General features: G+C 45.9%; 21 protein-coding genes and 1 riboswitch. Of the genes, 14 read left to right on the top strand and 7 right to left on the bottom strand.

Annotation, left to right across the window (positions count from 1 at the left end; translation table 11 throughout):
• Positions 1-7: 7 nt before the first annotated feature.
• Together U0358_RS07670 and U0358_RS07665 are read right to left on the bottom strand one after the other, a co-directional pair.
• The gene (locus U0358_RS07670; RefSeq protein WP_322405855.1) at positions 8-883 is read right to left on the bottom strand and encodes an MBL fold metallo-hydrolase; all 876 of its coding nucleotides are present in this window, start codon (positions 881-883) and stop codon (positions 8-10) included.
• Positions 880-3,792 (bottom strand): ligand-binding sensor domain-containing protein, encoded by a 2,913-nt coding sequence (locus U0358_RS07665; protein ID WP_322405853.1) that lies wholly within the window; start codon positions 3,790-3,792, stop codon positions 880-882. Before U0358_RS07665 ends, U0358_RS07670 begins: the two co-directional genes overlap by 4 nt.
• Positions 3,793-3,928: 136 nt before the next feature.
• Between U0358_RS07665 and U0358_RS07660 the strand changes: the two genes are divergently transcribed.
• The 8 genes from U0358_RS07660 to U0358_RS07625 all read left to right on the top strand — a co-directional run bounded on the left by U0358_RS07660 (position 3,929) and on the right by U0358_RS07625 (position 12,620).
• On the top strand, positions 3,929-4,978 hold the full coding sequence (locus tag U0358_RS07660) for an NAD(P)-dependent alcohol dehydrogenase (RefSeq protein ID WP_011234686.1): 1,050 nt from the start codon (positions 3,929-3,931) through the stop codon (positions 4,976-4,978).
• A gap of 44 nt (positions 4,979-5,022) precedes the next feature.
• A riboswitch (Lysine riboswitch) is annotated at positions 5,023-5,200 on the top strand.
• 93 nt (positions 5,201-5,293) lie between these two features.
• Complete coding sequence (lysC, locus tag U0358_RS07655) at positions 5,294-6,634, top strand: lysine-sensitive aspartokinase 3 (RefSeq protein ID WP_317497062.1); 1,341 nt, start codon at positions 5,294-5,296, stop codon at positions 6,632-6,634.
• Between the two features lie 285 nt (positions 6,635-6,919).
• Positions 6,920-7,717: an undecaprenyl-diphosphate phosphatase gene (locus U0358_RS07650; protein WP_322405849.1), complete on the top strand. Its 798-nt coding sequence runs from the start codon at positions 6,920-6,922 to the stop codon at positions 7,715-7,717.
• Positions 7,718-7,728: 11 nt separating this feature from the next.
• Positions 7,729-8,556: an ion transporter gene (locus U0358_RS07645; RefSeq protein ID WP_317497060.1), complete on the top strand. Its 828-nt coding sequence runs from the start codon at positions 7,729-7,731 to the stop codon at positions 8,554-8,556.
• The gene (locus tag U0358_RS07640) at positions 8,540-9,256 is read left to right on the top strand and encodes a M48 family metallopeptidase (RefSeq protein ID WP_322405847.1); all 717 of its coding nucleotides are present in this window, start codon (positions 8,540-8,542) and stop codon (positions 9,254-9,256) included. The genes U0358_RS07645 and U0358_RS07640 overlap by 17 nt, the downstream gene beginning before the upstream one ends.
• 12 nt (positions 9,257-9,268) lie before the next feature.
• On the top strand, positions 9,269-9,709 hold the full coding sequence (locus U0358_RS07635; protein WP_317497058.1) for a VOC family protein: 441 nt from the start codon (positions 9,269-9,271) through the stop codon (positions 9,707-9,709).
• Positions 9,710-9,798: 89 nt separating this feature from the next.
• Positions 9,799-12,024: an NADP-dependent isocitrate dehydrogenase gene (locus U0358_RS07630; protein WP_322405845.1), complete on the top strand. Its 2,226-nt coding sequence runs from the start codon at positions 9,799-9,801 to the stop codon at positions 12,022-12,024.
• A gap of 125 nt (positions 12,025-12,149) precedes the next feature.
• Entirely contained in the window at positions 12,150-12,620 is a 471-nt protein-coding gene (locus tag U0358_RS07625; protein ID WP_317497056.1) for a hotdog fold domain-containing protein, read from the top strand.
• Here the strand turns inward: U0358_RS07625 and U0358_RS07620 are convergent.
• Together U0358_RS07620 and U0358_RS07615 are read right to left on the bottom strand one after the other, a co-directional pair.
• On the bottom strand, positions 12,610-13,926 hold the full coding sequence (locus U0358_RS07620; protein ID WP_322405842.1) for a M24 family metallopeptidase: 1,317 nt from the start codon (positions 13,924-13,926) through the stop codon (positions 12,610-12,612). The two genes, U0358_RS07625 and U0358_RS07620, sit on opposite strands and share 11 nt — an antisense overlap.
• Positions 13,927-13,993: 67 nt before the next feature.
• On the bottom strand, positions 13,994-15,547 hold the full coding sequence (locus U0358_RS07615) for a peptide MFS transporter (protein ID WP_322405840.1): 1,554 nt from the start codon (positions 15,545-15,547) through the stop codon (positions 13,994-13,996).
• A 365-nt stretch (positions 15,548-15,912) separates the two neighbouring features.
• Here U0358_RS07615 and U0358_RS07610 point away from each other — a divergent pair, with 365 nt between their 5' ends.
• From U0358_RS07610 to U0358_RS07585, 6 genes are all read left to right on the top strand, one after another.
• Positions 15,913-16,602 carry a GntR family transcriptional regulator gene (locus U0358_RS07610; protein ID WP_322405838.1) on the top strand — a complete coding sequence of 230 codons (690 nt, stop codon included), beginning with the start codon at positions 15,913-15,915 and terminating at the stop codon, positions 16,600-16,602.
• Positions 16,599-17,477, top strand: a complete 879-nt coding sequence (gene prpB / locus U0358_RS07605) for a methylisocitrate lyase (RefSeq protein ID WP_322405837.1) — start codon at positions 16,599-16,601, stop codon at positions 17,475-17,477. The genes U0358_RS07610 and prpB overlap by 4 nt, the downstream gene beginning before the upstream one ends.
• Before the next feature lie 129 nt (positions 17,478-17,606).
• Entirely contained in the window at positions 17,607-18,731 is a 1,125-nt protein-coding gene (prpC, locus tag U0358_RS07600; RefSeq protein ID WP_317497051.1) for a bifunctional 2-methylcitrate synthase/citrate synthase, read from the top strand.
• Between the two features lie 83 nt (positions 18,732-18,814).
• Entirely contained in the window at positions 18,815-21,409 is a 2,595-nt protein-coding gene (acnD, locus tag U0358_RS07595) for a Fe/S-dependent 2-methylisocitrate dehydratase AcnD (RefSeq protein WP_322405835.1), read from the top strand.
• 12 nt (positions 21,410-21,421) lie between these two features.
• Positions 21,422-22,600, top strand: coding sequence for a 2-methylaconitate cis-trans isomerase PrpF (gene prpF / locus U0358_RS07590; RefSeq protein WP_322405833.1), 1,179 nt, complete (start codon positions 21,422-21,424; stop codon positions 22,598-22,600).
• Complete coding sequence (locus tag U0358_RS07585; RefSeq protein WP_317497048.1) at positions 22,601-22,855, top strand: hypothetical protein; 255 nt, start codon at positions 22,601-22,603, stop codon at positions 22,853-22,855.
• A gap of 17 nt (positions 22,856-22,872) precedes the next feature.
• Here the strand turns inward: U0358_RS07585 and U0358_RS07580 are convergent, their stop codons facing one another.
• From U0358_RS07580 to U0358_RS07570, 3 genes are all read right to left on the bottom strand, one after another.
• Positions 22,873-23,487, bottom strand: a complete 615-nt coding sequence (locus tag U0358_RS07580; protein WP_322405832.1) for a hypothetical protein — start codon at positions 23,485-23,487, stop codon at positions 22,873-22,875.
• A gap of 140 nt (positions 23,488-23,627) precedes the next feature.
• Positions 23,628-24,374, bottom strand: a complete 747-nt coding sequence (locus U0358_RS07575; RefSeq protein WP_317497046.1) for a 3'-5' exonuclease — start codon at positions 24,372-24,374, stop codon at positions 23,628-23,630.
• Positions 24,375-24,377: 3 nt separating this feature from the next.
• Positions 24,378-26,231, bottom strand: coding sequence for a DUF294 nucleotidyltransferase-like domain-containing protein (locus tag U0358_RS07570; RefSeq protein WP_322405830.1), 1,854 nt, complete (start codon positions 26,229-26,231; stop codon positions 24,378-24,380).
• Between the last annotated feature and the right edge of the window lie 55 nt (positions 26,232-26,286).

Raw genomic sequence — 26,286 nt, 5'->3', positions numbered from 1 at the left:
CTATTAATTATAAGCGATTCAGTGGAACCTTCAGGTAGACAGTACCGTTATCTTCTGCAGGCGGGAGCTGTCCGGCGCGAATGTTTACCTGAATTGATGGAATAATGAGTCGGGGCATATTCAGTGTCGCGTCGCGTTCTTCACGCCATTTCACAAACTGCGCTTCTGTGGCTTTGCCGCCAACGTGAATGTTATTTTGTTTTTGGTCCGCTATCGTTGTTTTGCATTGATGTTGACGTCCTTCCGGCGGGTAGTCGTGGCAAATATACACTTCGGTGGTGTCTTCCAGTTCAAACAATTTTTGAATAGAACGGTACAGGGTACTCGCGCTGCCGCCCGGAAAATCACATCTGGCTGTGCCTACATCGGGGTTAAAAAGTGTGTCGCCGACAAACACTTTGTTTTCATTAATTACGTACGCAATATCTGCGGGTGTGTGTCCCGGTGTATGTATCACCCGAATTGTCATTGAACCTAGGTGAAAGGTCTCGCCATCTTGCAGAAGTTTGTCAAAATGTTCTCCGTTAGGGAGAAATTCTTTGTCCAGGTTATAAACCTGCTTAAACGTTTTCTGCACTTCTGTAATGTGTTCACCAATAGCAATAGGTGCCCGTAGATGTTCTTTCAAATAAGGTGCCGCGCTTAAGTGATCTGCATGAGCGTGAGTTTCTAATAACCATGCAACACTAAGCTTATTGTCTTTAACAAACTCGATAATACGGTTAGCGCCTTCGGTGTAGGTTTTCCCGGAGGCATAATCAAAGTCGAGTACCGGATCAATAACAATGGCGTCTTTACTTTCTGAATCGTAAACGACATAGCTGAAAGTTTCGCTGTCGTTATCTAAAAACGCCTCAATCTGAATTTTCTCTACCTCACTCATGGTTTTGACTCCACGCGGTTGCGGCCTTCACTCTTGGCCTGGTACAGAGCTTTATCTGCAGCAACGAGTAAACTTGAATGGTCAGCATAGTGGTAGCTGCTTGCTACACCAATACTAACGGTAATCTTCATATCCTCAACTAAATCGTCAAAGCGGGTTGTGGCAATACGCTCGCGCATTCTCTCACTGGCTTCTCTGGCAACTTCCAGTTCAGAGTTGGTAATGAGGACCGCAAACTCTTCGCCCCCCCAGCGGGCAACGTAGTCTACCTCTCTTATTTCATCATTTAAAATTTCAGCCAGACGAATAAGCACTTTATCACCGATAGTATGCAAATAGCGGTCATTAACTTCTTTAAAATAATCGACATCAAGAATGGCCAGACTTAGATAGGTTCCGTCGCGACGACAACGATTCAGTTCATGTTGCAGGTGCTCATCAAACGCCCGGCGGTTACCCAGGTTAGTCAGAGGATCTTGTCGAGCCATGGTCTCTAAATCGGCGGTTTTCTCTTTGACCATTTGTTCAAGTTGTAAACGAGTTTTGTTGTATTGATTAAGACGCGCGCGAACGATAATTAAAATCAACAGGGCAGTGATCAAAGAGGCAATAATCCAGAACCAGGGTTGCATCCAAAAATGAGCTGACTGTCGGAATGAAAAATAGTCGGGTTGGCTCCACTGGCCTCCTGGGTATCTTGCTCTTACCTGAAAAACATAGTCTTCTGCTGGCAAAGTCGTGTATTCAACCGAATTGAATGAGTTTTTATCCACCCAGTCTTCATCAAAACCTTCTAAGCGTACCTGATAATCAATGTGCTCAGCCATAAGGTAACCGGGAGCAACGAATTCAAATACAATGCGGTCAGTATCTGCGCCCAACTCTTCGCCAAAAATCACGGTTTTGTTGTCCGCTTTTACCGACTCAATATTGACCTCCGGAGGGAGGTTACCAATTTTGGTGATGGTATTCGGGTCAACGACAGAGACGCCTTTACTTGTTGCCAGCCAGATGCGGCCATCGGAACTCTCGAGAATTGAAGGGCCACCGGTATTAATTTGGGCACTTTCAAGACCATCAACTTCGGTATAACGCTGAAAGTCCAGCGTGTCTGCTTGTCCATTTAAAACCTCTGTAAATGAGTCATGTTCCACCATGATCGGCCCCCGGCTTGAGCCAAGCCAAAGGTTTCCATCGCCGTCAAAGGCAACGGACATAAAATTATCGAAGGGAAGCCCGGTATCACGGTTAAAAATCTGCCAGCTATCCTTATTGATATTGTGAACAATCAGTCCGCGGTCGGTTGCCAGCCACACATAATCGCCTCGCTCAGTAATATGAAAGGCCAGCTGTGCATTATTAAGGTGAGTTAAATCAAGGGGCGTAATTTGATAATTAAAGCCTTCATCGCCGGCAATAATGTCTATTTGCGCGACCCCACTACCGGAACTTATCCAAAGTGTTTCGTACTTGTCCAAATGCAGCGCCATAACAAAGTCATTAGACAGTGCATCTTCTAAAGGAATATTCTGCGATACCCAAGTGCTTTGCGTATTTTGATACAAATGGGTGACGCCATTTGGTGTGGCTAGAAAAATTCCGAGTTGCTCATCGATTGCAATTTGCCGCACTTCATTTGATTGGAGCAAGTCATCATTAGTAAAATGTTGGGTAACTTTTTCACCGTCCCAGATATAAAGACCGTCGGTGTAACTGCCAATATAAAGGTTTTGTTCGTCGTCATAAGCCAGAGATAACACGGACAAATCGCTTAATAGGGTGTCCGCGGCCAGCGGGGCGATATCAAGTTTATTAATAACAGACACCCCAACACTTGAACCGACAATAATTTCTCCGTTCTTATTCTCAGCTACAGCTCTTACATAGTCTCCTGTGAGCCCATCTTTAGTCGTATAAGAGGCAAATAAGGAGTCTCTGAGTTGCACAAGGCCCCCGTGTGTTGCCACCCAAACGCTGCTTTCTTTGTCCTGAATAATGTCGAGCACGTGATTATTCGGTAAACCCTGTTCAGTGCTGAATTTTTCGATACCCGACTGGTTTATTCTTATCAAGCCGTCCTGGTAGGTTCCTAGCCAGATTTGGTTGTCGGCAGTCTGGAAAATAGTACTTATTCTGCTGTCAATTTCAGGTTTAAAAGCTTCAAACTCGGTATCATTAACCTGTTTATAAAGGCCTTTCTCTGTACCGACGATTAAATGGTTATCGTCTAGCTCGAATAAAGTGATAATAACGTCCTCTGGAATCGTTGTTATATCGATAAACTTCGACTTACCCGCTTTTTTAACCTGGAGACCTTTATTGGTTGCTGCCCAGAGGCTTCCGTTGGAATCGACCAGTGAGTCAAAAAGGAACGTGGAATGTAAACCATGCTCGGTGGTGAACTGGGCAATACGCTCATTATTTTTATAAACAAGTATGCCCAGTGTTGCAGTCGAGACCCAGAGGTTACAGTTGCTATCAATGGCTAAATCGTTAACAAAAGGCGGTGCTGACTGAAGTGTTTGCCAATGGCCATCATAAAAACGGGCTATGCCGCCTCGGTTACCGGCAACGTATACGCTGCCATCGCAAGGGCTATAAGCTAAGGTGTACATACCTATATCGGGTAACCCGGTCTCGCGTAAATTATCGTAGATATCAAAGCGACGACCATTAAAACGGGTAGGTCCCTGCCAGGTTGCAAACCACAAATAGCCTTTATCATCTTGAATAATTTCGTTAATAGAGTTGTGAGGCAAACCGTCGCGGGTTTCCCAGTGTCGAATCAAATAGTCGCTCAGTGGACGTTTTTCATTTTCTGCACTATTTTCATCAACAAAAGCTGTCGCCACTGACACTTTCAGAGACAGAAACAGGGCAACCAGCAGTAAGGAAAAGTGATACTTCATAGGTCTTCAATTATTGAACAGCATTTTTGAATGGTATGTTGTCCCTGACTGGGTTGCAATAACTCAAAAGGACTACAATCTAAAAAATGAATTGATGAGTACATTAGTGTGATAAATCAAATTAAAGGAGCAACAAATGACGAAAGCCTATGCCGCGCAATCAGAAACTTCTGAGTTAGCCCCTCATCCAATAGAGCGTCGTGAATTGCGTAGTGACGATGTTGCTATTGATATCACATACTGTGGCGTATGCCATACCGATATTCATTATGCAGAAAACGACTGGGGCGGAACGATTTACCCGGTTGTGCCGGGGCACGAGATTATCGGAAAAGTCACGGCTGTCGGCGATAATGTGAAGGGCTTTAAAGTAGGAGACTCGGTTGGAGTGGGTTGTATGGTCGACTCTTGTCGCGAGTGTTCTTCATGTGAGCAGGGGCTGGAGCAGTATTGCCTGAACGGAATGGTTCCAACCTACAACGGTGAAGACTTGCACGATAAAAGTGTGACTTACGGCGGCTATTCAGAAAAGATAGTGGTCAGTGATCGTTTCGTGGTGCGAGTACCGGAAAAACTCGACCCGGCAAAAGCAGCGCCATTATTGTGTGCTGGCATTACAACTTATTCTCCGCTGCGTCACTTTGGTGTGAAAGAAGGGCATAAAGTGGGTGTTATTGGTATGGGTGGCCTGGGTCACATGGGCGTCAAGTTCGCCAAAGCTATGGGCGCCGAAGTCACTATTTTTACTCGTTCGGAAAGTAAAGTTGCTGAAGCAAAACGACAAGGTGCAGACAATGTCATCATCTCAACCGACGATGAGCAAATGGAAGCGGCCGCTGAGACGTTTGATTTCTTGTTGGATACTGTACCGGTGCAACATGATTTAAACCCTTATATTAACTGTCTTAAAGTTGATGGCACTCATATTCTGGTCGGTTTACTGGAACCGGTTGACCCAGCGTTGCAAGCCGGAGCACTGGTAATGAAGCGCCGCGTATTGGCAGGCTCTTTAATTGGCGGTATTCCTGAAACTCAGGAAATGCTGGATTTCTGTGCGGAGCACAACATCCACTGTGATGTCGAAATGCTTGATATCCAGAATATTAACGAAGCTTTTGTACGTATGAAAAAAGGCGATGTGAAATACCGTTTCGTTATCGATATGGACACATTAAAGCAGTCTTAAACTGCAAATGAATTGACCGCGCTTTATTTGGCGTGGTCTAATTCAGACCGAGAAGAGGTGCGTACATCAGGGATTTTTGAACTTAGGCCGCCAAAGCCAGATTTAAGTCGAAAGAGAGGGGATGTCACGCCGAGGTAATATTGTCATTTTGGCGCAATGTTGCCGGTTGCAGGGTTTGAACACCCGCAACTGTCACCTTTAAGGTGGAGAGCTTCTGGTGTTTGCATCCCGCTTTGGTGGCTATATACAGCCGCTAATATCTTTCTGCAAAGCCTAAGTTCTCCGAACACTTTTTGTTTTGTTCGGGAGAAAACTGTGACTTTTATCGTTTCAAAGTTCGGAGGTACAAGCGTCGCTGATTACGCTTCAATGCTCCGCTGTGCTGAAATTATTCAAAGTAACTCATCTATCCGTCTGGTGGTTGTCAGTGCCTGTGCCGGTGTAACTAATCGTTTAGTCGCGATAGCAGACCTGCAGGGAAGGCAAGTAGAAAAGCGATTAAATGAGATATACCAGATTCATTACGCTATTCAAAAAAAGCTCAAAAATGCCAATCAGGTGAAAAAATCATTAGAGCAGCTGCACCATAAACTCGCTCTTCATTGCCAAAAAACTACGGTAGGCCGAGCTTCATGGCGGGATGAACTGCTGAGCTTTGGTGAGCGTTGTTCCAGTCTGCTATTTTCTTCACTACTTGTTGAACAGGGACTGCGCTCCAGTACTCTCGATGCCCGGCAACTACTTAAAACCAACAGTGATTTTGGTCGCGCTCAACCGGATGAAGTTACCACCAAATCTCACTGTCTGGAGCAGAAACAAAAACTTGAATCCGACGGCGTGTGGGTAACTCAGGGGTTTATTGGTTCTGACGAAAATGACCAGACAACGACTCTGGGCCGCGGCGGGAGTGATTACAGCGCCGCACTTTTAGCGGCAGGCTTTAATGCAACTGATTTACAAATTTGGACCGATGTTGCCGGCATTTATACTACCGACCCAAGAGTTTGTGCCAGCGCACGTGCTATCGCGGAAATGAGCTTTTCTGAAGCGGCAGAGCTGGCAACCTTTGGCGCTAAAATATTGCACCCCTCAAGCCTGGCTCCGGCAATAAAGAACGACATTCGCGTCTTTATTGGCAACAGTCAGGACGCGCTTGCTGGCGGAACTTATATTTCTGCCAGCCCGACAAGCCGACCTGATGTTCGCGCGGTTGCACTGCGCCGTGATCAGACCTTAGTGACAATTCATAGTTTGAATATGCTGCACGCAAGCGGCTTCCTGGCGAGGCTTTTTGAAATACTGGCTCGGTATAACGTGAGTGTTGATTTGGTTACCACTTCAGAAGTGAGCATTGCGTTAACTCTGGATGAAGGCGGCAGCGTTGCAAATGGACAGGCTTTACTACCCGCCGCAGCCCTGGAAGAATTGGAGCAGTTTTGCCGGGTGGAAGTGGAAACAGGGTTATCTCTGGTTGCTATTATTGGTAACGGTATTGGGCGCGACGCACACATTAGCCAGCTAACGTTTAACAGTGTTAATGATTATGCAGTGAGGTTAATATGTCAGGGAGCCAGCGAACATAATTTGTGCTTCCTTGTCGCAGACAGTGAAGGTGAGAATGTCATTCGCACTTTGCATGACAGAATATTGGGTTAACAATGTGTAAATAGCAGTTTTTTTGAACGCATAAACTATAGCTGAAGAGACTCTGACAAGGATATCGGCTCTTTTTGTTGCTTCGAGAATGAGTGTAGGGGGCAAAAGCAACCTCCTTTGAAGTCACCGAACAGTCGTCTGGTTACGAAATGTCTCAGCCACAGGTAGTGAAGTTTGGTGAAGGCAAATGTGAAGCCTAATCGCTTAATGTTACTTTCGTTCTGAGGACGAAACTGCCTATAATGCTCACTTTCTATTTGAGCAGAATGAAAGCGAGCATTTTTAATGGATTTCTTACAGTCGATCATCCTGGGGATTATTCAGGGAATAACCGAATTTCTTCCAATCTCCAGCTCTGCTCACTTAATTTTAATGCCGATACTTACTGGCTGGCACGATCAGGGCGTAGGCTTTGATCTTGCCGTTCATGTAGGTACCTTGCTCGCCGTAATTTTGTATTTTCGCAAAGATGTCAGTGAACTCTTTGTTGACGGACTTCGTTCTATTGCTGCACGCCAGCATGTTGGACAAAGCCGGTTGGGCTGGGCCGTTGTTGTTGGAACTATCCCCGCCTGTATCGCCGGAATACTGTTACTGGATTACATAGACACCGCACTAAGAGCTGTGGGTGTTATCATCACCACTACAGTTGTGTTCGCCGTGCTGTTAGCGGTCGCAGATCGTTTTGCGCGGGGCAGCCGGACTTTGCAGGATATTGGTTTTAAAGACGCGATTATTGTCGGTCTTGCTCAGGCTTTGGCACTTATTCCGGGAACCTCACGATCTGGAGCAACGATAACCGCCGGGTTATTTTTAGGTCTTAACAGGGAGTCGGCCTCGAAGTTTTCATTTTTTATGGCCATTCCAATTACGACTGCGGCGGCTTTGGTCAAATTATTAACCATAGCTTCAGAGTCTATAGCGGTAGATTGGTTAGGTTTTCTGGTTGGCGGCATAGTGTCCTTTTTAACCGCCATTACGGCTATTCACTTCTTCCTTAAGTGGCTAAATGCGTTCGGTATGTGGCCTTACGTTATCTACCGTCTAGTCTTAGCGGTTGTCTTGTACTTACTGTTCTTCTGAGTTGTTACTTTATGTACGAAAAAATAAAAAAGCAGTTATTTCACCTTAAAAGTAACAAAATATTTGAAGCGCTGGTGGTTGCCGTCATCATTATTTCGGCATTAGAAATTGGCGCAAAAACATACGAATTACCAGCCTTTGCTAACAGTCTGACCTTCGGTCTGGACCTTTTTATTACCTTGTTTTTCTTAATTGAAATAACCATCCGTTTCATTGCTGAAGACAATAAAAAAGCGTTTTTCAAAGACGGCTGGAATGTGTTTGATACTCTGGTCGTGCTGGTCAGTCTTATTCCAATTAATGACTCGGAACTGGCTTTGCTGGCGCGTTTAGTGAGGATTTTCCGGGTACTGCGGATGATATCCATTATTCCGGAATTGAGAACCTTAATAAACTCTTTATTAAAAGCGCTTCCGCAGATGGGCTATGTTGTGCTTCTGATGTTTATCATCTTCTATATTTACGCTGCGGTAGGCAGTTATTTATTCGCCGATATCAATCCATTTTTATGGGATAACATTGCCACTTCAATGCTTACGCTGTTCAGGGTGATGACCTTTGAAGACTGGACTGACATTCAGTACGAAACCATGGAAGTGTATGGCTGGAGCTGGATTTACTACATGACCTTTATTTTCCTGACGGCTTTTGCGTTCTTAAATATGGTTATTGGTATTGTGATTAATGTCATGGATAAAGAGAGTCGGAAAATTGAACTTGCTCAGGAAGGCTTGGATGAAAACGGTGTGGAAAAAGAACCGTCGATTACCGATCTGCAACAGGAAATTCGCGAATTGAAACAACTGATAGTGGCTCAGCAGGATGCCGAAAGAAAGTAAAAGCCTATACAGCGCGGAGCTTTTGATTAACGGTATTCCTGTAACGGTAAAGAGTAAGCGCATAAAAAATATGTACTTAAGGGTGCGTGCTCCCTCAGGTGATGTTGAGGTGTCTGCCCCCCGACAGTGTTCGTTAAATGAAATTGAACGCTGGCTGTTTGAACGTCACGACTGGCTGATAAAGCAACGAAAAAGAATTGCTTTGCAGCCGGCTCTGCCAGAGTTGCAGTTTATTTCAGGAGAGGAACACAAGCTTTGGGGGGAAAATCACCCCCTGGACGTTGTGGTAAAAAAACGCGGGACCTCGGTTAAACGGCTCGGTGATCGTTTACGGCTGATTTCTTTGCCGCATTACAATGCGGATCAGCGTAAGCAGGTAATGGATCGTTGGTATCGAGAGCAAATTACCCAAGAAGTTAAAGCGTTGCTGGATATCTGGCAGCCGCGAATGGGGGCATACAGCAGTAGCTTTGGCATCAGAGCAATGAAAACCCGCTGGGGCAGCTGTAATATTCGCAGCAAAAAGATATGGTTAAACCTGGAATTAGTTAAAAAGCCGGTAAGCTGCCTTGAGTACGTGGTAGTTCATGAGTTAACACACCTTTTTGAGCGTTATCATAACGCGCGCTTCTACGCGTTAATGGATAGCTTTCTTCCCGACTGGCGTGAACGAAAAAAGCTGACCAATCAGCTTCAATAAAAGGAATGAATTATGCAGTATTTACATACGATGGTGCGTGTACATGATTTGGAGCAATCCTTAAATTTCTACTGTGATTTACTCGGCTTAAAGGAAGTCAGCCGCAAGGATGTGGAAAAAGGCCGTTTTACCCTGGTTTTTTTAGCCGCGCCGGACGATATCGAAAGAGCAAAGAAAGATCAGGCTCCTATGCTGGAACTTACTTATAACTGGGATCCACAAACCTACCGAGGCGGTCGTAATTTTGGTCATTTAGCCTTTCGAGTCGAGAATATTTACGAGCTTTGCAAAAAGCTGATGGATAATGGTGTCATTATCAACCGTCCGCCGCGAGACGGTCACATGGCTTTTGTTCGCTCACCGGACAATATCTCTATTGAGCTTTTACAGAAAGGCGATAATTTGCCGCCGGAAGAGCCGTGGACGTCTATGGAAAACATTGGCGAATGGTAATTAAAGGGCAGATCCTCTATAATCTTCGCCACAAAACTATGTAAGTAAATGAAGCAATTTTTACTTTGGTCCAATAAATAGGAATGACTATGTCGACTGATAAAGCAAAGATTATTTATACTGAAACGGACGAGGCACCACGTCTTGCAACGTACTCGTTTCTGCCTTTTATTGAAGCATTTACTAAAGCTGCAGGTGTTTCAGTTGAGACTCGTGATATTTCTTTGGCTGGTCGTATTATTTCGCAGTTTCCGGAGTACCTGACCGAAGAACAACGTCAGTCAGATGCTTTAGCTGAACTGGGCGAAATGGCGAAAACCGCAGAAGCCAATATTATTAAGTTGCCAAACATCAGCGCGTCTATTCCGCAGATGACAGCCTGCATCAAAGAATTGCAAAACCAGGGCTACAAACTGCCGGACTACCCGTTTGACCCGCAAACCGATGAAGAGAAAGACGTTCGTTCACGTTACGACAAAGTGAAAGGCAGTGCGGTTAACCCGGTATTACGTGAAGGTAACTCTGACCGTCGCGCACCAAGCGCTGTAAAAAACTATGCGAAGAAGCATCCGCATCGTATGGGCGAGTGGTCTAAAAATTCTAAATCACACGTTGCTCACATGAACGAAGGTGACTTCTACGGTAGCGAAAAGTCTGTGACGTCAGCCAGCGATGATACTTTCAAGATTGTTTTTGAAAGTAATGGTGAGCAAAAAGTACTGAAAGAATCAGTGCCAGTACTGGCTGGTGAAGTGGTTGATGCGGCGACTATGAGCAAGAAGAAGCTACAGGCTTTCTTTGAAAAAGAAACGGTAGCGGCAAAAGAGCAGGGCGTATTGCTGTCATTGCACTTGAAAGCCACTATGATGAAAGTTTCTGATCCAATTATGTTTGGTCACGCGGTACGTGTTTTCTATAAAGATGTTTTAGAAAAACACGCCGATGTAATGAAAGAAATTGACTTTGACCCAAGCAACGGTATTGGTGACCTTTACGGCAAGCTGGATAAGCTGACTGCCGAGCAACGCGATGCCATTGAAGCAGACATGAACGCGGTTTATGCGAAGCAGCCTGAACTGGCTATGGTCAACTCGCATAAAGGCATCACTAACCTGCACGTTCCAAGTGACATTATCATCGACGCATCTATGCCGGCGATGATCCGTGATTCTGGTAAAATGTGGGATACGAACGATAGCCAGCAAGACGCAAAAGCAATGATTCCAGATCGCAGCTATGCTGGTGTTTATCAGGAAACCATCGATTTCTGTCGTGAAAACGGTGCCTTTGACCCTGCAACTATGGGTACAGTACCTAATGTTGGCTTAATGGCGCAAAAAGCAGAAGAGTATGGCTCGCACGATAAAACCTTTGAAATTCCCGCCGACGGCGTGGTGAAAGTTTTCAATAAAGCTGGTGATGTCGTTTTCGAACACAACGTGGAAGAAGGTGATATCTGGCGCATGTGTCAGGTGAAAGACGCACCGATTCGCGACTGGGTTAAGCTGGCGGTGAACCGTTCACGCTTAAGTGGTATGCCGGCAATATTCTGGCTGGACAGCAACCGTGCACACGATGCTCAGTTAATTAAGAAAGTGGAAGAGTACTTAAAAGAGCACGATACCGATGGTCTGGACATTCAGATCATGGCGCCGGTTGAAGCGACTCGCCATACGCTACAGCGTGTGAAAGAAGGCAAAGACACCATTTCTGTTACCGGTAACGTATTGCGTGACTACCTGACCGACTTGTTCCCAATTCTGGAACTGGGCACCTCAGCGAAAATGCTGTCAATTGTTCCGTTAATGAATGGCGGTGGTTTGTTTGAAACGGGTGCTGGCGGTTCAGCGCCTAAACACGTACAGCAGTTTGTTGAAGAAAACCACTTACGTTGGGACTCTTTAGGTGAGTTTTTGGCGTTAGCAGCGTCTCTTGAGCACTTAAGCCGTACTTTTGATAACAAGCGTGCGCTAGTACTGGCTGACAGCTTAGATGTGGCAACAGCTAAGTTCCTGGAAGAAAACAAATCACCGTCACGTAAAGTGGGTGAAATTGATAACCGTGGCTCACATTTCTACCTGGCAATGTACTGGGCAGAAGCACTGGCTAACCAGAACGATGATGCAGAACTGAAAGAACGCTTCAGTAAGCTGTTTGACAAACTGTCTGGCAACGAGCAGGCGATTATCAATGAACTGAATGAAATTCAGGGCGTTAAAGTGGACATTGGTGGTTACTACCAGCCAAATACCGATAAGGTATCAGCAGCAATGCGTCCATGTTCAGTATTAAATGAAACACTTGGCAGCTTATAATTTGTAGTAAGCTAGAAACTTAAGAAGCAGGCTTCGGCCTGCTTTTTTTATATCTGTATTTTTTGTCTGTACATTAGTACATTCTGAAACAAGGTTTTCATTAACACAGGTCTGGAGTAACGATTTTGGCAACTGGCAACTACCTTATTAATTTGTACGAACGCTGCTTAAAGCTACCTTTTGGGCGTAAGATTTTTTCGGCAATGTTTGCCCGAAAAGCGCCTTACTTTAAAACAATTAAGCCGCTTATTACTGAGTTAAGGCCGAACTTTTGTCAACTGACGTTTAAGAAGCGAAAGGCGGTACAGAACCATATTGGTACGGTACACGCTATTGCTGTTTGCAACGGTATGGAAATGGCGATGGGAGCATTAGCCGAAGCTTCGATTCCAAAACATCTTCGCTGGCTACCGAAAGGCATGAATGTGCAGTATCTGGCGAAAACAGACAGCGATGTGACCATAGAAGCATCTAGCTCAGAGTCCACCTGGCAACCGGGCGATCAGCTCATATCGGTAGAAGCCAAGCGCAGCGACGGCACGGTTGTAGCCGCCGGGCATATTACTGTTTATGTTTCAGAAAAGCCTAGTCGATAAGATGAAAGGACTGCTGTCTGCCGTTTAAGTAACTAACACCATCACCATCAAAAAATGCATCCTCTTCCAGCATGATGGTGATGGCTTTATCCTCGAATGTGGTTTTGTTATTAAGTTCTATAGAATAAGCCGTATTGGAAAATAGCGGGTATTCGCCACCGCCTGGTATAGCGTGCTGTTTATCCCACATGCCAATGGTAGGCCCTGATCCATGGCCGTAATAACCTATAGGATGGGTATAAATCATAGGCTCCAGACCCTCGCTTCTGGCCTCTTCCAATGCCGCAAGCAAAATGTCATTGCCTGTACGTGTCTCTTCAAACTGTTCTGTCAGAATATCCTGTAGTTTATTAGCGTTTGCTAACGCTTGTTTTAGTGCATCAGGTGCGTCTGACTCGCCTTCTTTTAAAACATAAGCATGTTGTTGAGTATCGGTGTTTAAACGCAGGTAGGTAATGCCAAAGTCTACGTGCAGTAAATCGCCGGGTTGTATGGTAACGCCGGTCGAACGAGGGTTGCCTGGTTGAGGATCATCGATGCGCTGCACACTCACTGAAGGATGGAACCAAACTGGCAGATTTTCTTGTGCAGCACGTTCACGGAACCACCACTGAAGATCTTCTGTGGTGGTTTCACCAACTGAAACCACTTTGCTTGAAAATCCCTCAGCGATAATTTGATGAGCAAGCTTAACGGCATTACGATAATAGGGCAGCTCTGCTTCTATTCGCTTTTCAAGCCAGGAAACGGCTAGCGGTTCAGCGCTCACAATTTTATTTTTTAGATTATCGGTTAAAGCGGCCACAAAAAGTTCTTTATCCGTTGCTGTAATGCCGTCGGCCTGAGCGAAATCTTTCGACTGATTAATTGCAATAGAATCTGGGCTACGCTCTGTAATAACTTCCGTCAGACGTTGCCATTGATTAGGCTGTTGCTCTGGATTCCAGGTACTTTTAAACACCTCACCAACGTTGTAACGGGCTATTGCTAAGGTTTCCAGATTTTCACCATTGCCCGGGTTATGGATAACTAAAATGGTTCTTCGTCTGGCAGATAACCAGTCGCTGGGGAGGAATGTTTTAATTACAGGATCCTCGTTATATTCGCGACTTATTAGTACCCACATATCAATGCCGGTCTGTTGCATTAACTCCGGAAGCAGTTTCTGCACACGTTGCTGAAGCAGCTCATCAACGATCTCTGCGCGTTGCTTAAGGGGCAGGGGATTTATATTTTCTGCAAGTAGGCTGGCGGAAAAAACAGTACCGTAAGTTAGGCTGGCTAATAAAATAAGTTTTTTTAGCATAAGTGCTACCGATAATAAAAAAGGGACCCGAAGGCCCCTTTCTAGCAGTTTTTCACAAAGAAGTGAATTATGGTTTGCCTACTGGCTCATTGGCATCGATGACCGCACCAGGGTGCTCGTCTTCACCATCGTCCGGCGCCAGCTTTTCCCATTTACGGGTAAACAGAGCCAATACGAATACAACCGCACCGACGCTCACACCGAATACGAAGATAGTCCAGTAAAGTTCTGGCATCGCCTGTGGGTTTTCCGGGTCAAGACCACCCGCCAGAAGACCAGCAATGACGTTACCCATGGCATAAGTCAGAACGAAAACTCCCATTAACTGTCCAGCCATACGCTTGGGCGATAATTTACTGACCGCACTCAATGCTACCGGGCTTAAACAGAGCTCACCTACAGTATGGATAAAGTAGACCGCGACTAACCAGTATGGAGCCACTTTCATGCCACTTGCCGCTGCTTGTGATGCAAAGAACATGACAATGAAACCAGTCGCCATAATGATAAGGCCAATCGCACTTTTGAAGCCATAGGATGGGTTAATCATGCGCTTGCTGAGGTTTATCCAAAGTGCTGCGAAGAAGGGTGACAAGGCAACCAAAAAGAAAGAGTTCAGCGATTGGAACCAAGTGGTTGGAATTTGAAAGTCGCCAACCATACGATCGGTTAAGTCTCGCGCAAACAAGTTGAATGAAGAACCTGCTTGTTCAAAGCCTGCCCAGAACATGGTTGAGGCAATACAGACCAGAAATAAGGCGCCGAGTCGCTTCATTTCATCTTTGGTCAACTTACCAAAAATGAATATTGATAGGTAATACACAAAAAAGATAATAGTGAAAATAACAGCGACATTACCAGCTACTAGAGTTGGGTCTATGGCAACGTAGTCAGTCAATGCTAAATACGTGAAAACCGCTAAACCAGCCAATAAGAGCCAAATAACTCCCCAGGTGCGCTTTGCCGCTTTGGGACCAAGAGGTTTAGGCGGTTTTGCTCCAACGTTGCCAAGTTTAGGTTTAGTCAGTTTGTACTGAATAAGGCCAAATGCCATACCAATAGCGGCTGCGCCGAAGCCCCAATGGTAACCGGCATTTTCCATAAGGTAACCGGTAACGATGTAACCGATGATAGAACCGATGTTAATGCCCATATAATAAAGGGTATAACCACCGTCGCGACGGTCATCGTCAGAGGCATATAGCTGGCCGACCATGGCGGTAATGTTTGGTTTCAATAAACCTGTGCCAAGTACCACCAAAATCATACCAACAAAGAAACCAGCCTTACTCGGTATGGCCAATACAATGTGGCCAAGCATAATAATGATGCCGCCGTACCAGGTGGCGCGCTGTCCGCCTAATAATCGGTCAGCTATCCAACCGCCAGGTAGACCCATAAAGTATACGGCACCGGTGTACAAACCGTAGATGGCTGTTGCAGAGGCGACGGTGAATGCTATACCGCCTTCTTGTAAGCTTGCGGTCATAAAAAGAACCAGCAATGCGCGCATACCGTAGTAACTCATGCGCTCCCACATTTCGGTAAAAAACAGGGTTTGTAAGCCCCCTGGTTGTCCGAAAAAACTTGCGTCTTTGTCGACTATTTTTGTTGGATCCATTGTTATTATCCGTTTAGTTATTGAAACTTTGGTCCTGTTCGACTTTGGTCTAAGTCAAAAAAAGTGGCGTTACTTTACTAGCGACCGCCGTGAAATAAAACCGAAAACGATGAAATACTCAATTTTTGGGGTGTTTATCCTCTGGTATGCCCTCGCGAAATGCCACTGGTTTATGGCTTTTGGCATGCTAATTTATTCGAACATGTCGGTCTCTGTAGTCCTGATAAAGTGATAGCTGCTATATTGAAAGGTATTAGTGATAAAAACAATAGATTTTAGATTGTCGACAATCTAATTTGATTTGCCTTGCAAACATGGTGTTTTTCATGGAAAATATCTGAATTAACAATTACTGTCGACAATTAATGCGAATAGTCAGTCCTTTAGAGCGTTCCGCCATTACTTCATCAGACCGCGTTTTGTTTGAAATACAACGCGCTATTGTCGAAGGAGATATTGCTGCGGGGTGCAAAATTAGCGAACCGGAGCTTGCCCGACGTTTCAATGTCAGCAGAGCGCCATTGCGTGAGGCTTTAGCCCGGCTCGAACGCTGCCATCTTATTGAACGAATACCCAATGCTGGTGCCAGAGTGGTTACCTTGTCTATGGAAGGATTAATTTCGTTATATCAAATTCGGGAAGAGCTTGAAGGCTTGGCCTGTCGTTTAGCGGCAGAGCAAATGCCTGATAATGAAATAGACGAGTTAAGACAGCTTTTAGATAAGCATCTGGAAACTCAACGGGTTCGTGAAGGTGAAAGTTACTATCAGGAAGCCGGCGATCTCGACTTCCATTATCGCATTATACTCGGCAGTAAAAATCAGTATTTAATTAATATGCTTTGCGACGAACTCTACTATCTTGTCCGTATGTATCGAGTGCAGATGGGTATGAATGGTCCGAGAGTTTCGCGCGCCTTCGATGAACATAAAGCCATTATTAATGCTATTGCTAACCGCGATGGTGAATTGGCCGATCTGCTAATGCGCCGTCATATAGGCGCATCTCGTAAGAATATTGAATTACGGTTACAAACAGAAAAGGAAACATCATGACTTATATGACAAGCCCGGGTGCTAAGTTGCGCCAAGCAATTGCCGACGAAAATCCTTTACAGATTGTTGGCACCATTAACGCCTACACCGCAATGATGGCAGAAAAAGTTGGGCACAAAGCGCTGTACCTGTCTGGTGCCGGTGTGGCGAATGCGTCTTTTGGCTTGCCTGACTTAGGCATGACATCGTTGAATGATGTTTGTGAAGACATTCGTCGTATTACTGCGGCAACCGATTTACCTCTGTTAGTTGATGCTGATACTGGCTGGGGCGGGGCATTCAATATTTCCCGTACGGTTAAAGAAATGACACGTGCCGGTGCTGCCGGAATGCATATTGAAGACCAGGTGGCTCAAAAACGCTGCGGACACCGTCCAAACAAAGAAATTGTGACTCAGGAAGAAATGGTTGACCGCGTTAAAGCCGCAGTTGATGCGCGCATTGATGACCAGTTTTTGATTATGGCGCGTACCGACGCACTGCAACAACAAGGACTGGAAGCCGCCATTGAACGTGCTCAGGCTTGCGTTGATGCCGGCGCTGACGCCATTTTTGCAGAAGCTGTCCATACACTTGACCAGTATAAAGCCTTCAGCGAAGCTCTGAACGTGCCGGTTCTGGCAAATATCACTGAATTTGGCGCAACGCCACTGTTTAATAAACAAGAATTAGCTGACGTTGGGGTGGAAATTGTTCTTTACCCTTTAAGTGCTTTCCGGGCAATGAACAAAGCCGCACTGAACGTCTACAATAGTATTTTAGAGAACGGTGACCAGAAAGCCGTGGTTGATAATATGCAGACTCGCGCAGAGCTGTACGACTTTTTGAATTATCACGATTTTGAAGAAAAATTAGACCAGTTATTTAAAAAGTAGACTGACATTTATGTCAGGTGAGATTAGACAACGTAGCCCGACATTTATCTCAGGTTTAATATCCCACCTGATGTGCACATCAGGCTACGGCAGATATCAAATACAAGAAATCAAGAAGGGAACAACATTATGGCAGAGAAGAAACTAAGCGGCGCAGGTTTGCGCGGACAGTCAGCCGGCGAAACGGCATTATGTACCGTTGGTAAAAGTGGCTCAGGTTTAACCTACCGTGGCTATGACATTTCTGAATTGGCGGAAAAAGTCAGTTTTGAAGAAGTGGCTTACCTTTTAGCTAAAGGTGAGTTACCGAATAAGCAGCAGCTAACTGATTACAAAAAGCGTTTGAAGTCACTGCGTACTTTACCTCAGGAAGTTAAAGACGTACTTGAGCGTATTCCAAAATCAGCACATCCAATGGATGTTATGCGTACTGGTTGTTCTATGCTGGGCAACCTGGAAACAGAAGAAAGCTTTGATGAAGCTGACGATCACATCGAACGTCTGCTGGCGACTTTCCCGGGTATCGTATTGTATTGGTATCGTTTTACTCATGACGGTGTTCGTATTGATACCGATTCTGAAGAAGAGTCTATTGGTGCACACTTCCTGCGCTTGTTACACGACAAAGCGCCTTCTGAGCTGCATGCTGCGGTAATGAATACGTCATTAATTCTGTATGCTGAGCATGAGTTTAACGCATCAACCTTTACGGCTCGTGTTTGTGCTTCAACCTTATCTGACATTCACTCTTGTGTGACCGGTGCCATTGGCTCATTACGTGGCCCACTTCATGGTGGTGCAAACGAAGCGGCAATGGAGCTGATTGAAGGCATGAAAGACGCTGACGATGCAGAGCAGAAGTTGAAAGGCATGCTGGAGCGCAAAGAGAAAATCATGGGCTTTGGTCATGCGATTTACCGTGACTTTGATCCGCGTAACGATGTCATTAAAGCCTGGTCTAAGAAATTGTCCGAAGAAGTGGGCGACAGTCGCTTATATGATGTGTCTGTACGTTGTGAGAAAGTCATGTGGGACGAGAAGAAACTGTTCCCGAATGCTGACTTCTTCCATGCATCGGCTTATCACTACATGGGTATTCCAACCAAATTGTTTACACCAATCTTTGTCATGTCGCGTGTTACCGGCTGGACCGCTCATGTGAAAGAGCAGCGTGCAAACAACCGTATTATCCGCCCAAGTGCCGATTATACTGGCCCAGAGCCGCGTAAAGTTCCGGCTTTAGAAGAGCGTTAATCTGTTCTTTGACTGATAAATAGTACAGGAGCAGTCATCTACTGCTCCTTTTTTCGTTTAACGATGACGATAAGTGGTAACTCATGACTTCATACCGTAAAAAACTCGCTGGTACTACGCTCGAGTACTTTGATACTCAAGCCGCGGTAGATGCGATTGAACCAGGGGCCTATGCGCGCCTGCCTTATACTTCCCGTGTATTAGCTGAAAACCTAGTCCGTCGCTGCCCGGCGGATATTCTGACGCAATCGTTAGAACAGTTGATTTACCGCAAAAAAGAACACGATTTCCCATGGTTTCCGGCACGCGTTGTCTGTCATGATATTTTAGGTCAGACAGCCTTAGTGGATTTAGCCGGATTGCGTGACGCCATTGCAGAAAAAGGTGGGGACCCCGCCAAAGTGAACCCTGTGGTTCCAACTCAGTTGATTGTTGACCACTCACTAGCAGTTGAGCACGCAGGCTTTGATAAAGACGCTTTCGAGAAGAACCGGGCTATTGAAGACCGTCGTAACGACGATCGGTTTCACTTTATTAACTGGACCAAAACCGCGTTTAAAAACGTTGATGTGATTCCTCCGGGCAACGGCATTATGCACCAGATCAATCTGGAGAAAATGTCACCGGTCGTGCAGGTTCGCGACAATGTTGCTTTTGTGGATACCTGTGTGGGTACTGACAGCCATACGCCAATGGTTGATGCCTTAGGTGTTATCTCTGTAGGTGTTGGCGGCCTCGAAGCGGAAAGCGTTATGTTGGGGCGTGCATCTTATATGCGTTTGCCTGACATTGTAGGTGTTGAGCTTAGCGGTAAGCTGCAACCGGGTATCACCAGTACAGACTTAGTGTTGGAAATGACCGAATTCTTGCGTAAAGAGCGTGTTGTTGGAGCCTATCTGGAGTTTTACGGTGAAGGTGCAGAAGCCTTAACGGTAGGCGACCGTGCCACCATCTCAAATATGACCCCGGAATACGGCGCGACTGCGGCCATGTTCTATATTGATGATCAAACCATTGATTACTTAAAGCTGACCGGTCGTGACGATGACCAGGTAGAGTTGGTTGAACACTTTGCCAAAGAGACGGGATTGTGGGCTGATAGCCTGAAGTCTGCCGAATATGGGCGGGTGCTTAAATTCGATTTATCAAAAGTTAAGCGTAACCTGGCCGGGCCATCGAACCCGCATTCGCTGTTACCGGCATCGGAACTGTCTGAGCGTGGTGTAGCTAAGCATATCGAAAACCCGGAAGAGGGCAAAATGCCTGACGGTGCTGTGATTATTGCGGCTATTACCAGCTGTACCAATACCAGTAACCCGCGCAATATGATTGCGGCTGGTCTCATTGCCCGAAACGCGAACAAACTGGGGTTAATCCGTAAGCCGTGGGTAAAATCATCGCTGGCTCCGGGTTCAAAAACGGTCAAAATGTATCTGGAAGAAGCTGAGCTGTTGCCTGAACTGGAAGATTTAGGCTTTGGCGTGGTGGCGTTTGCCTGTACTACCTGTAACGGCATGAGTGGTTCGTTAGACCCGAAAATACAGCAGGAAATCATCGACCGTGACTTGTTCTCCACAGCGGTGTTATCCGGTAACCGTAACTTTGACGGGCGTATTCACCCCTATGCTAAGCAGGCGTTTTTGGCGTCTCCACCATTGGTCGTAGCCTACGCCATAGCGGGTACCATTCGCTTTGATATTGAGAAAGACGTTCTGGGCATTGACCCTGACGGTAACCCGGTAACGTTGAAAGACATTTGGCCAAGCGACGAAGAAATTGATGCCATTGTGAAACAAAGCGTTAAACCTGAGCAATTCCGTAAGGTGTATGATCCTATGTTTGACCTGTCGGTTGATTATGGTGAGAAAAACAATCCGCTGTATGACTGGCGTCCACAAACCACTTATATTCGTCGTCCACCTTACTGGGAAGGCGCATTAGCGGCAGAACGTACCATGAAGGGTATGCGTCCGTTAGCAGTGTTAGGCGACAACATCACCACCGACCATTTGTCGCCGTCAAACGCCATTATGGCCGACAGTGCGGCGGGTGAATACCTGGCGAAAATGGGCGTACCGGAAGAGGACTTTAACTCTTACGCAACACACCGTGGTGACCATTTAACAGCGCAACGCGCGACCTTTGCGAACCCGAAACTGTTTAATGAAATGGTGAAGGGCGAGGACGGTAAGGTGATTCAGGGCTCGCTGGCACGCATTGAACCTGAAGGGAAAACCGTGCGCATGTGGGAAGCCATTGAACACTATATGGAAAATAAACAGCCGTTGATTATTGTGGCCGGTGCCGACTATGGTCAAGGCTCGTCACGCGACTGGGCGGCAAAAGGTGTGCGCTTAGCGGGTGTTGAAGTCATTGTTGCTGAAGGCTTTGAACGCATCCACCGTACCAACCTGATTGGTATGGGCGTACTGCCGCTGCAATTCGAAGAGGGCACAACTCGTAAAACACTGAGTATTGATGGCACTGAAACCTTCGATGTGAAAGGTACGCCAGAAGCCGGTGCAAGACTGACATTGGTTATTCATCGTGCCAATGGTGACAGTGAAGAAGTACCGGTGCAGTGTCGCTTAGACACTAAAGAAGAAGTGTCGATTTATGAGGCTGGTGGTGTACTGCAGCGTTTTGCGCAGGACTTTTTAGAAGCAGAAGCAAGCTAAGGAGTTCTAATAATGGAACAGAAACCACAAATCAAAATTCCCGCCACCTATATGCGTGGCGGGACTTCAAAAGGGGTTTTCTTTCGTCTGCAGGATTTACCCGAACCGGCACAACAGCCGGGTGCTGTGCGTGACGCTATATTAATGCGCGTAATCGGCAGTCCGGATCCTTATGCTAAGCACACCGACGGCATGGGAGGTGCTACCTCCAGCACCAGCAAAACGGTGATTGTGTCGAAAAGCACTCAACCAGAGCACGATGTTGATTATCTTTTTGGTCAGGTGTCTATTGATAAGCCGTTCGTCGACTGGAGCGGAAACTGCGGAAATTTATCCTCGGCGGTAGGGCCTTTCGCTATTGCTAACGGTTTGGTTGACGCAGAGCGTATACCTGAAAATGGTGTGTGCGAAGTTCGCATCTGGCAGGCCAATATTGGCAAAACCATTGTCAATAAAGTGCCTATGGTTAATGGTGAAGTGCAGGAGACCGGTGACTTTATTCTGGACGGTGTTACCTTTCCGGCGGCGGAAGTGCCGGTGGAGTTTATGGACCCATCTGCCGACGGTGAATCAATGTTTCCTACCGGTAACCTTATTGATGATTTAGAGGTCCCGGGCATTGGTACATTAAAAGCCACGATGATTAATGCGGGCATCCCGACCATTTTCCTCAATGCGGAAGAAATTGGATACGACGGCACTGAGCTGCAGGAAGTCATTAACGGCAGTCCGGAAGCGCTGGAGCGCTTTGAAACCATTCGTGCCTATGGTGCGGTAAAAATGGGCTTGATTGATTGTATTGCTGAAGCGGCTAACCGTCAGCACACGCCAAAAGTGGCTTTTGTGGCAACGCCAAAAGACTACACCGCATCCAGCGGTAAGAGCATTAAAGCCAACGATGTTGACTTGCTGGTAAGGGCTATGTCGATGGGGAAATTGCACCACGCCATGATGGGCACTGCTGCGGTAGCTATCGGCACCGCTGCCGCTATTCCTGGCACCACAGTTAACCTGGCTGCAGGGGGTAAAGACCGTACGATGGTGAACTTCGGACATCCGTCAGGCACCTTGCAGGTAGGAGCTGAATGCAAACAGGTGAATGGTCAATGGACAGCCATTAAAGCCATTATGAGTCGTAGTGCCCGAGTGTTAATGGAAGGTCAGGTGCGCATTCCGGGGGACGTTCTTTAAGTGGAAAAAACCACGCAAGTCAGGTTACTTAAAACTGCCATGATCACCGGCATTACCCTAATTTTATTAGGCCATGTTGTGCTGGCTGTGACTATCGGCAACGATGATATTGATTTTCGTGGTTATATTTTGGGGGCAGCAATGAATGCCGTTGGCATTATCCTGTCGCTGCCCACCAAAATTTACTTAACTCTGGTGCTAATGGAAAAGGAAGAAAAAAGTAATAAAAATACGCACTGGAGCGATATTAATTAGCTTTAACTTTGCAGACCTTAGTCTGTATATCCCCATGGAGTTGCAGGTGTTTCAACTGGCTCTGTTAAGTCAAAATCCACCCGAAACTCTCGACCTTCTCTAACCAAACGGTAAGTAAAGGTTTCATCGTGAATGTACATTTCCCAGGTGTTGGTATTTGATTGAGGGACGCCTAGTTCAATAAATAACTCTTTAGAATAGGCATCAACAGGAAAAGATTGTGCGGTTGCATAGCCCTTGTCAATCGTATGCCCGCCATACATAGTTAATGGGTCATAGTTGCCGTCAGGTTTACGGTGATCGTGTTTTAAGCTAATACCGGAACCTGTTTGCGTTAATATCCAGGTACGCGAGTGGTTGTCTCCAACATGAAAAGGAATTTCTATTCGCTGTTCACCACACTTACGAACGTGCATAACTAAGTCACCTTCGAACCCCTCTGACTTTGGTGTATCGACTGTTACCTCACCTGCATAAGAATTACCGCAAAGCTTGTTTATAGCAGCAAAAAATTCAGCCTGTACCTGAGTTGAAACTCTGGGAGCGGGTTTAATCACTTGATCCTGAGCGATCGAGCTGTGAGGCACTAGTGCCCCTAAAAGTAGAGTAAGAATGGAAAGCCAGATTTTCATTGTTGTTACCTTTTTGCTTTTTATAAGACCAATTTTTTATGCGATTTTCCTGAAACTAAGAGAACAAGGGTGATATTAATTGGCGCCAGAGTCCAGGCTTTTTACTTAAATTCACACGTATTCAGTGCTCAACAAGCAGATCAAGGCAGCCAAATCTCACTGAGTGGAGAATCTGGCTTAAAGTGATAGGCTATTTGAGCCTGCAAAAGTTCCGCGCACGCCAGTGCGTCAGTTAACGCATTATGCGGGGGGTAAAAGGGTAGGTTATAGCGGGTGCGACTGTCCGCCAAACGAATGGATTCCGGTTTTTTACCACGCAGTTTTTGCCATAAGGATAATGGCTTACGGTGGAATCGAGCTTCGATTTCCATTGTATCAATAAGCGGAAACTGGATATTTTCATGCAGACGTTCTTTTATCCCTCGTTGCAGGAAAGGGCGTTCAATGCCGTGGTAATGCACAACCCAGACTTTTCCGGCGACAAGCTCCAGTAGCTCATCAATTATACTTTCTAAATCGGGCGCATGCTCAATTTCGCTATGAGTAATACCATGAATAACGACAGATTCATCTGTAAGACTGCGCCGGGGTTTGACAACCCAGCTTTTTGCTTCCGAAAATAAAATTCGTTCCGTAGTCATAGGAATTGCTGCGATGCTCACGATGCCATCCTGTTCAGGATTTAACCCCGTTGTTTCAAAATCGACGGCAACCATAGGCGTTTTATTAATGGGCGTATCGGGCGAACTGATGCCCTGACTGTAATACCGTTTAAGCGCCTGAGAGTGGCTGAGCTGCTCTAAGGTCTCAAATTGTTTAGGCCAGTCAATGTTCTTAGATTTGCTGTTTTTTTGCTTTTGTTTGTTTTCCGGGGCGAGATAAAGCATCGCTTAGCCTCCCGAGTAGCGGTAACGCAAATATTTTTGTGCGTTACTTAGAATTTGAAAGGCGTCTTTTAGGTTTTTACGCTCAAAATGAGACAAGTCTTCCGGAGCAACGTTATTATCAGGCACTTCTCCTGCCGAAATGGCTAACGCCTGATGTCGAATTCTCACCATAGCAATCAGTTCCAGAGCATCACGTAAATCTGGCCCGCGACCTTGTGGCAAAATTTGTGACTCAATAATGTCTTCCAGGCGAGTAAAGGAGTTGCGCTGTGATGAACCAATGGCCAAAGCGTGAACACGGATCAAATCTGCAACTGGGCCGGTGCCGCGGCGTTTGGTATTGATGCTATCACGGTGTTTGCCATCTTTTTCCATGACGAAATCTTTAAAAAAGCCTAAAGGCGGAGTTCGGTTTAGCGCATTACGTGCCATAGAGCCTAAAAACCGTTTGTTACCTTTGGCTTTTTTCCGTATCAGTGAATTGAGCTCATCGGCAAATTTTTGCTGACCCCAGACGCCGTCCAAATCGAAAAATATGGAGGAATGCAGCAGTTTTTCGGGTGACGGATTTTCAATCCAGTCGGTAAAGTAGTTTTTCCACACTTTTAACGGTTGGCGCCAGGCATCTGTGGTGGCCATGATGCCGCCAGTACAATAGGTATAGCCGCAGGCATTTAAGCCGTCGGCCACAAAGCCGGCCAACTCTTTAAAGTAGGCATCGTGCTGTTTAGGGTCAAAGTCGTCATGTAAAACCATCGCGTTGTCCTGATCCGTGACAATACTTTGCTCGTCACGCGCCATTGAACCCAGAGCAAGAAAACAATAGGGGACTGGTGGCGGTCCAAATTTTTCTTCACCAAGTTCTAAAAACCGCTGCTTGAACGAACGACCAATAGTGGCCATCGCAGAACCTATCATGCGCGAGTTTGCATCTTCGTTAACCATGCGAACGAAGCTAGCACGGACACTTTCCGCAAGTTCAGCCAGCTCTTCAATAGAGTTTTGTTTAAAAATACCGCTCACAATAAACAGCGTGCTTTTTGACTCATGTTGCGCCACGTCCGATAAAGCGATAACGCCGACAACTTGACCTTTCTTCAATACCGGCAAATGATGAAGGTTGGTCCGCATCATCATTAATAAGGCTTCGAATACTCGGTTATTGTACTGAATAAATGTCAGGTTTTCGGTCATGATAGAGGAAACAGGGTGGGTGCTTGAGCGGTTTACAGCTAAGACGCGTTTTCGTAGATCTTTATCCGTTATAATACCTACCGGCAAATGCTGTGTCTCATCGAGAATAAGTAATGATGACACTTTTTCTTCTGTCATTTTAGCGGCAGCATCGTGAATACTTGCGTTTAAATCAATAGAAACCGGCTCACGGGTAATGATTGTATCAACCGTAGCAGAAAGCGATTCATTACGATTTTCCTGCTCTTTTACTGCTTGGTTTACGCGCCTGTGACCCTCTACTTCAACTGCATCTGCAAAGCTGTCATATTCATCGAACAAGCGATTAAATAAACTGCCGGGAATAAAGTAGATAAGCGTATCTTCTAATGCTTTGACGGGGTAGCGAACACGACCTTTACGCAGTAAACCTGCTTCACCAAAAAAGCCACCTTCGCTCAACCGATTAAACAGATCACCGTTGCGATTGTAGGTTTCTACTGAACCATGCCTAACGACGTGTAAATTAGAAATTGACTCATTATATTCAAGCAGTTGGGAACCTGCTTTGAAATAGCTGATTTCAGTACTTTTGGCCAGCTCAACAAGTTCCTCTTCAGGCAGTTCATTGAAGGGAGGGAAACGTCGTAAAAAATTAAGAATTTCCAGATGTTCGGCTTCCATAATTGCACCTGTTATAGCAAAAGCGGCGCTTTAGCGCCGCTTTTAAATGGGTAAA

It is taken from the genome of Idiomarina sp. PL1-037 (assembly GCF_034422975.1).
Taxonomy (GTDB): Bacteria; Pseudomonadota; Gammaproteobacteria; order Enterobacterales; family Alteromonadaceae; genus Idiomarina.
Note: the sequence above shows the minus strand (reverse complement) of the source record. Positions and strands in the feature narration are given on the sequence as shown.

Coding starts and splice junctions, on each gene's coding strand:
- U0358_RS07665 (WP_322405853.1), bottom strand. CDS start 3,792: ATGAAGTATCACTTTTCCTTACTGCTGGTTGCCCTGTTTCTGTCTCTG.
- U0358_RS07570 (WP_322405830.1), bottom strand. CDS start 26,231: ATGGAAGCCGAACATCTGGAAATTCTTAATTTTTTACGACGTTTCCCT.
- U0358_RS07630 (WP_322405845.1), top strand. CDS start 9,799: ATGTCGACTGATAAAGCAAAGATTATTTATACTGAAACGGACGAGGCA.
- U0358_RS07610 (WP_322405838.1), top strand. CDS start 15,913: ATGCGAATAGTCAGTCCTTTAGAGCGTTCCGCCATTACTTCATCAGAC.
- acnD (WP_322405835.1), top strand. CDS start 18,815: ATGACTTCATACCGTAAAAAACTCGCTGGTACTACGCTCGAGTACTTT.
- U0358_RS07645 (WP_317497060.1), top strand. CDS start 7,729: ATGTACGAAAAAATAAAAAAGCAGTTATTTCACCTTAAAAGTAACAAA.
- prpC (WP_317497051.1), top strand. CDS start 17,607: ATGGCAGAGAAGAAACTAAGCGGCGCAGGTTTGCGCGGACAGTCAGCC.
- U0358_RS07650 (WP_322405849.1), top strand. CDS start 6,920: ATGGATTTCTTACAGTCGATCATCCTGGGGATTATTCAGGGAATAACC.
- U0358_RS07620 (WP_322405842.1), bottom strand. CDS start 13,926: ATGCTAAAAAAACTTATTTTATTAGCCAGCCTAACTTACGGTACTGTT.
- U0358_RS07670 (WP_322405855.1), bottom strand. CDS start 883: ATGAGTGAGGTAGAGAAAATTCAGATTGAGGCGTTTTTAGATAACGAC.
- prpF (WP_322405833.1), top strand. CDS start 21,422: ATGGAACAGAAACCACAAATCAAAATTCCCGCCACCTATATGCGTGGC.
- prpB (WP_322405837.1), top strand. CDS start 16,599: ATGACTTATATGACAAGCCCGGGTGCTAAGTTGCGCCAAGCAATTGCC.
- U0358_RS07575 (WP_317497046.1), bottom strand. CDS start 24,374: ATGCTTTATCTCGCCCCGGAAAACAAACAAAAGCAAAAAAACAGCAAA.
- U0358_RS07640 (WP_322405847.1), top strand. CDS start 8,540: ATGCCGAAAGAAAGTAAAAGCCTATACAGCGCGGAGCTTTTGATTAAC.
- U0358_RS07635 (WP_317497058.1), top strand. CDS start 9,269: ATGCAGTATTTACATACGATGGTGCGTGTACATGATTTGGAGCAATCC.
- U0358_RS07615 (WP_322405840.1), bottom strand. CDS start 15,547: ATGGATCCAACAAAAATAGTCGACAAAGACGCAAGTTTTTTCGGACAA.
- U0358_RS07660 (WP_011234686.1), top strand. CDS start 3,929: ATGACGAAAGCCTATGCCGCGCAATCAGAAACTTCTGAGTTAGCCCCT.
- U0358_RS07580 (WP_322405832.1), bottom strand. CDS start 23,487: ATGAAAATCTGGCTTTCCATTCTTACTCTACTTTTAGGGGCACTAGTG.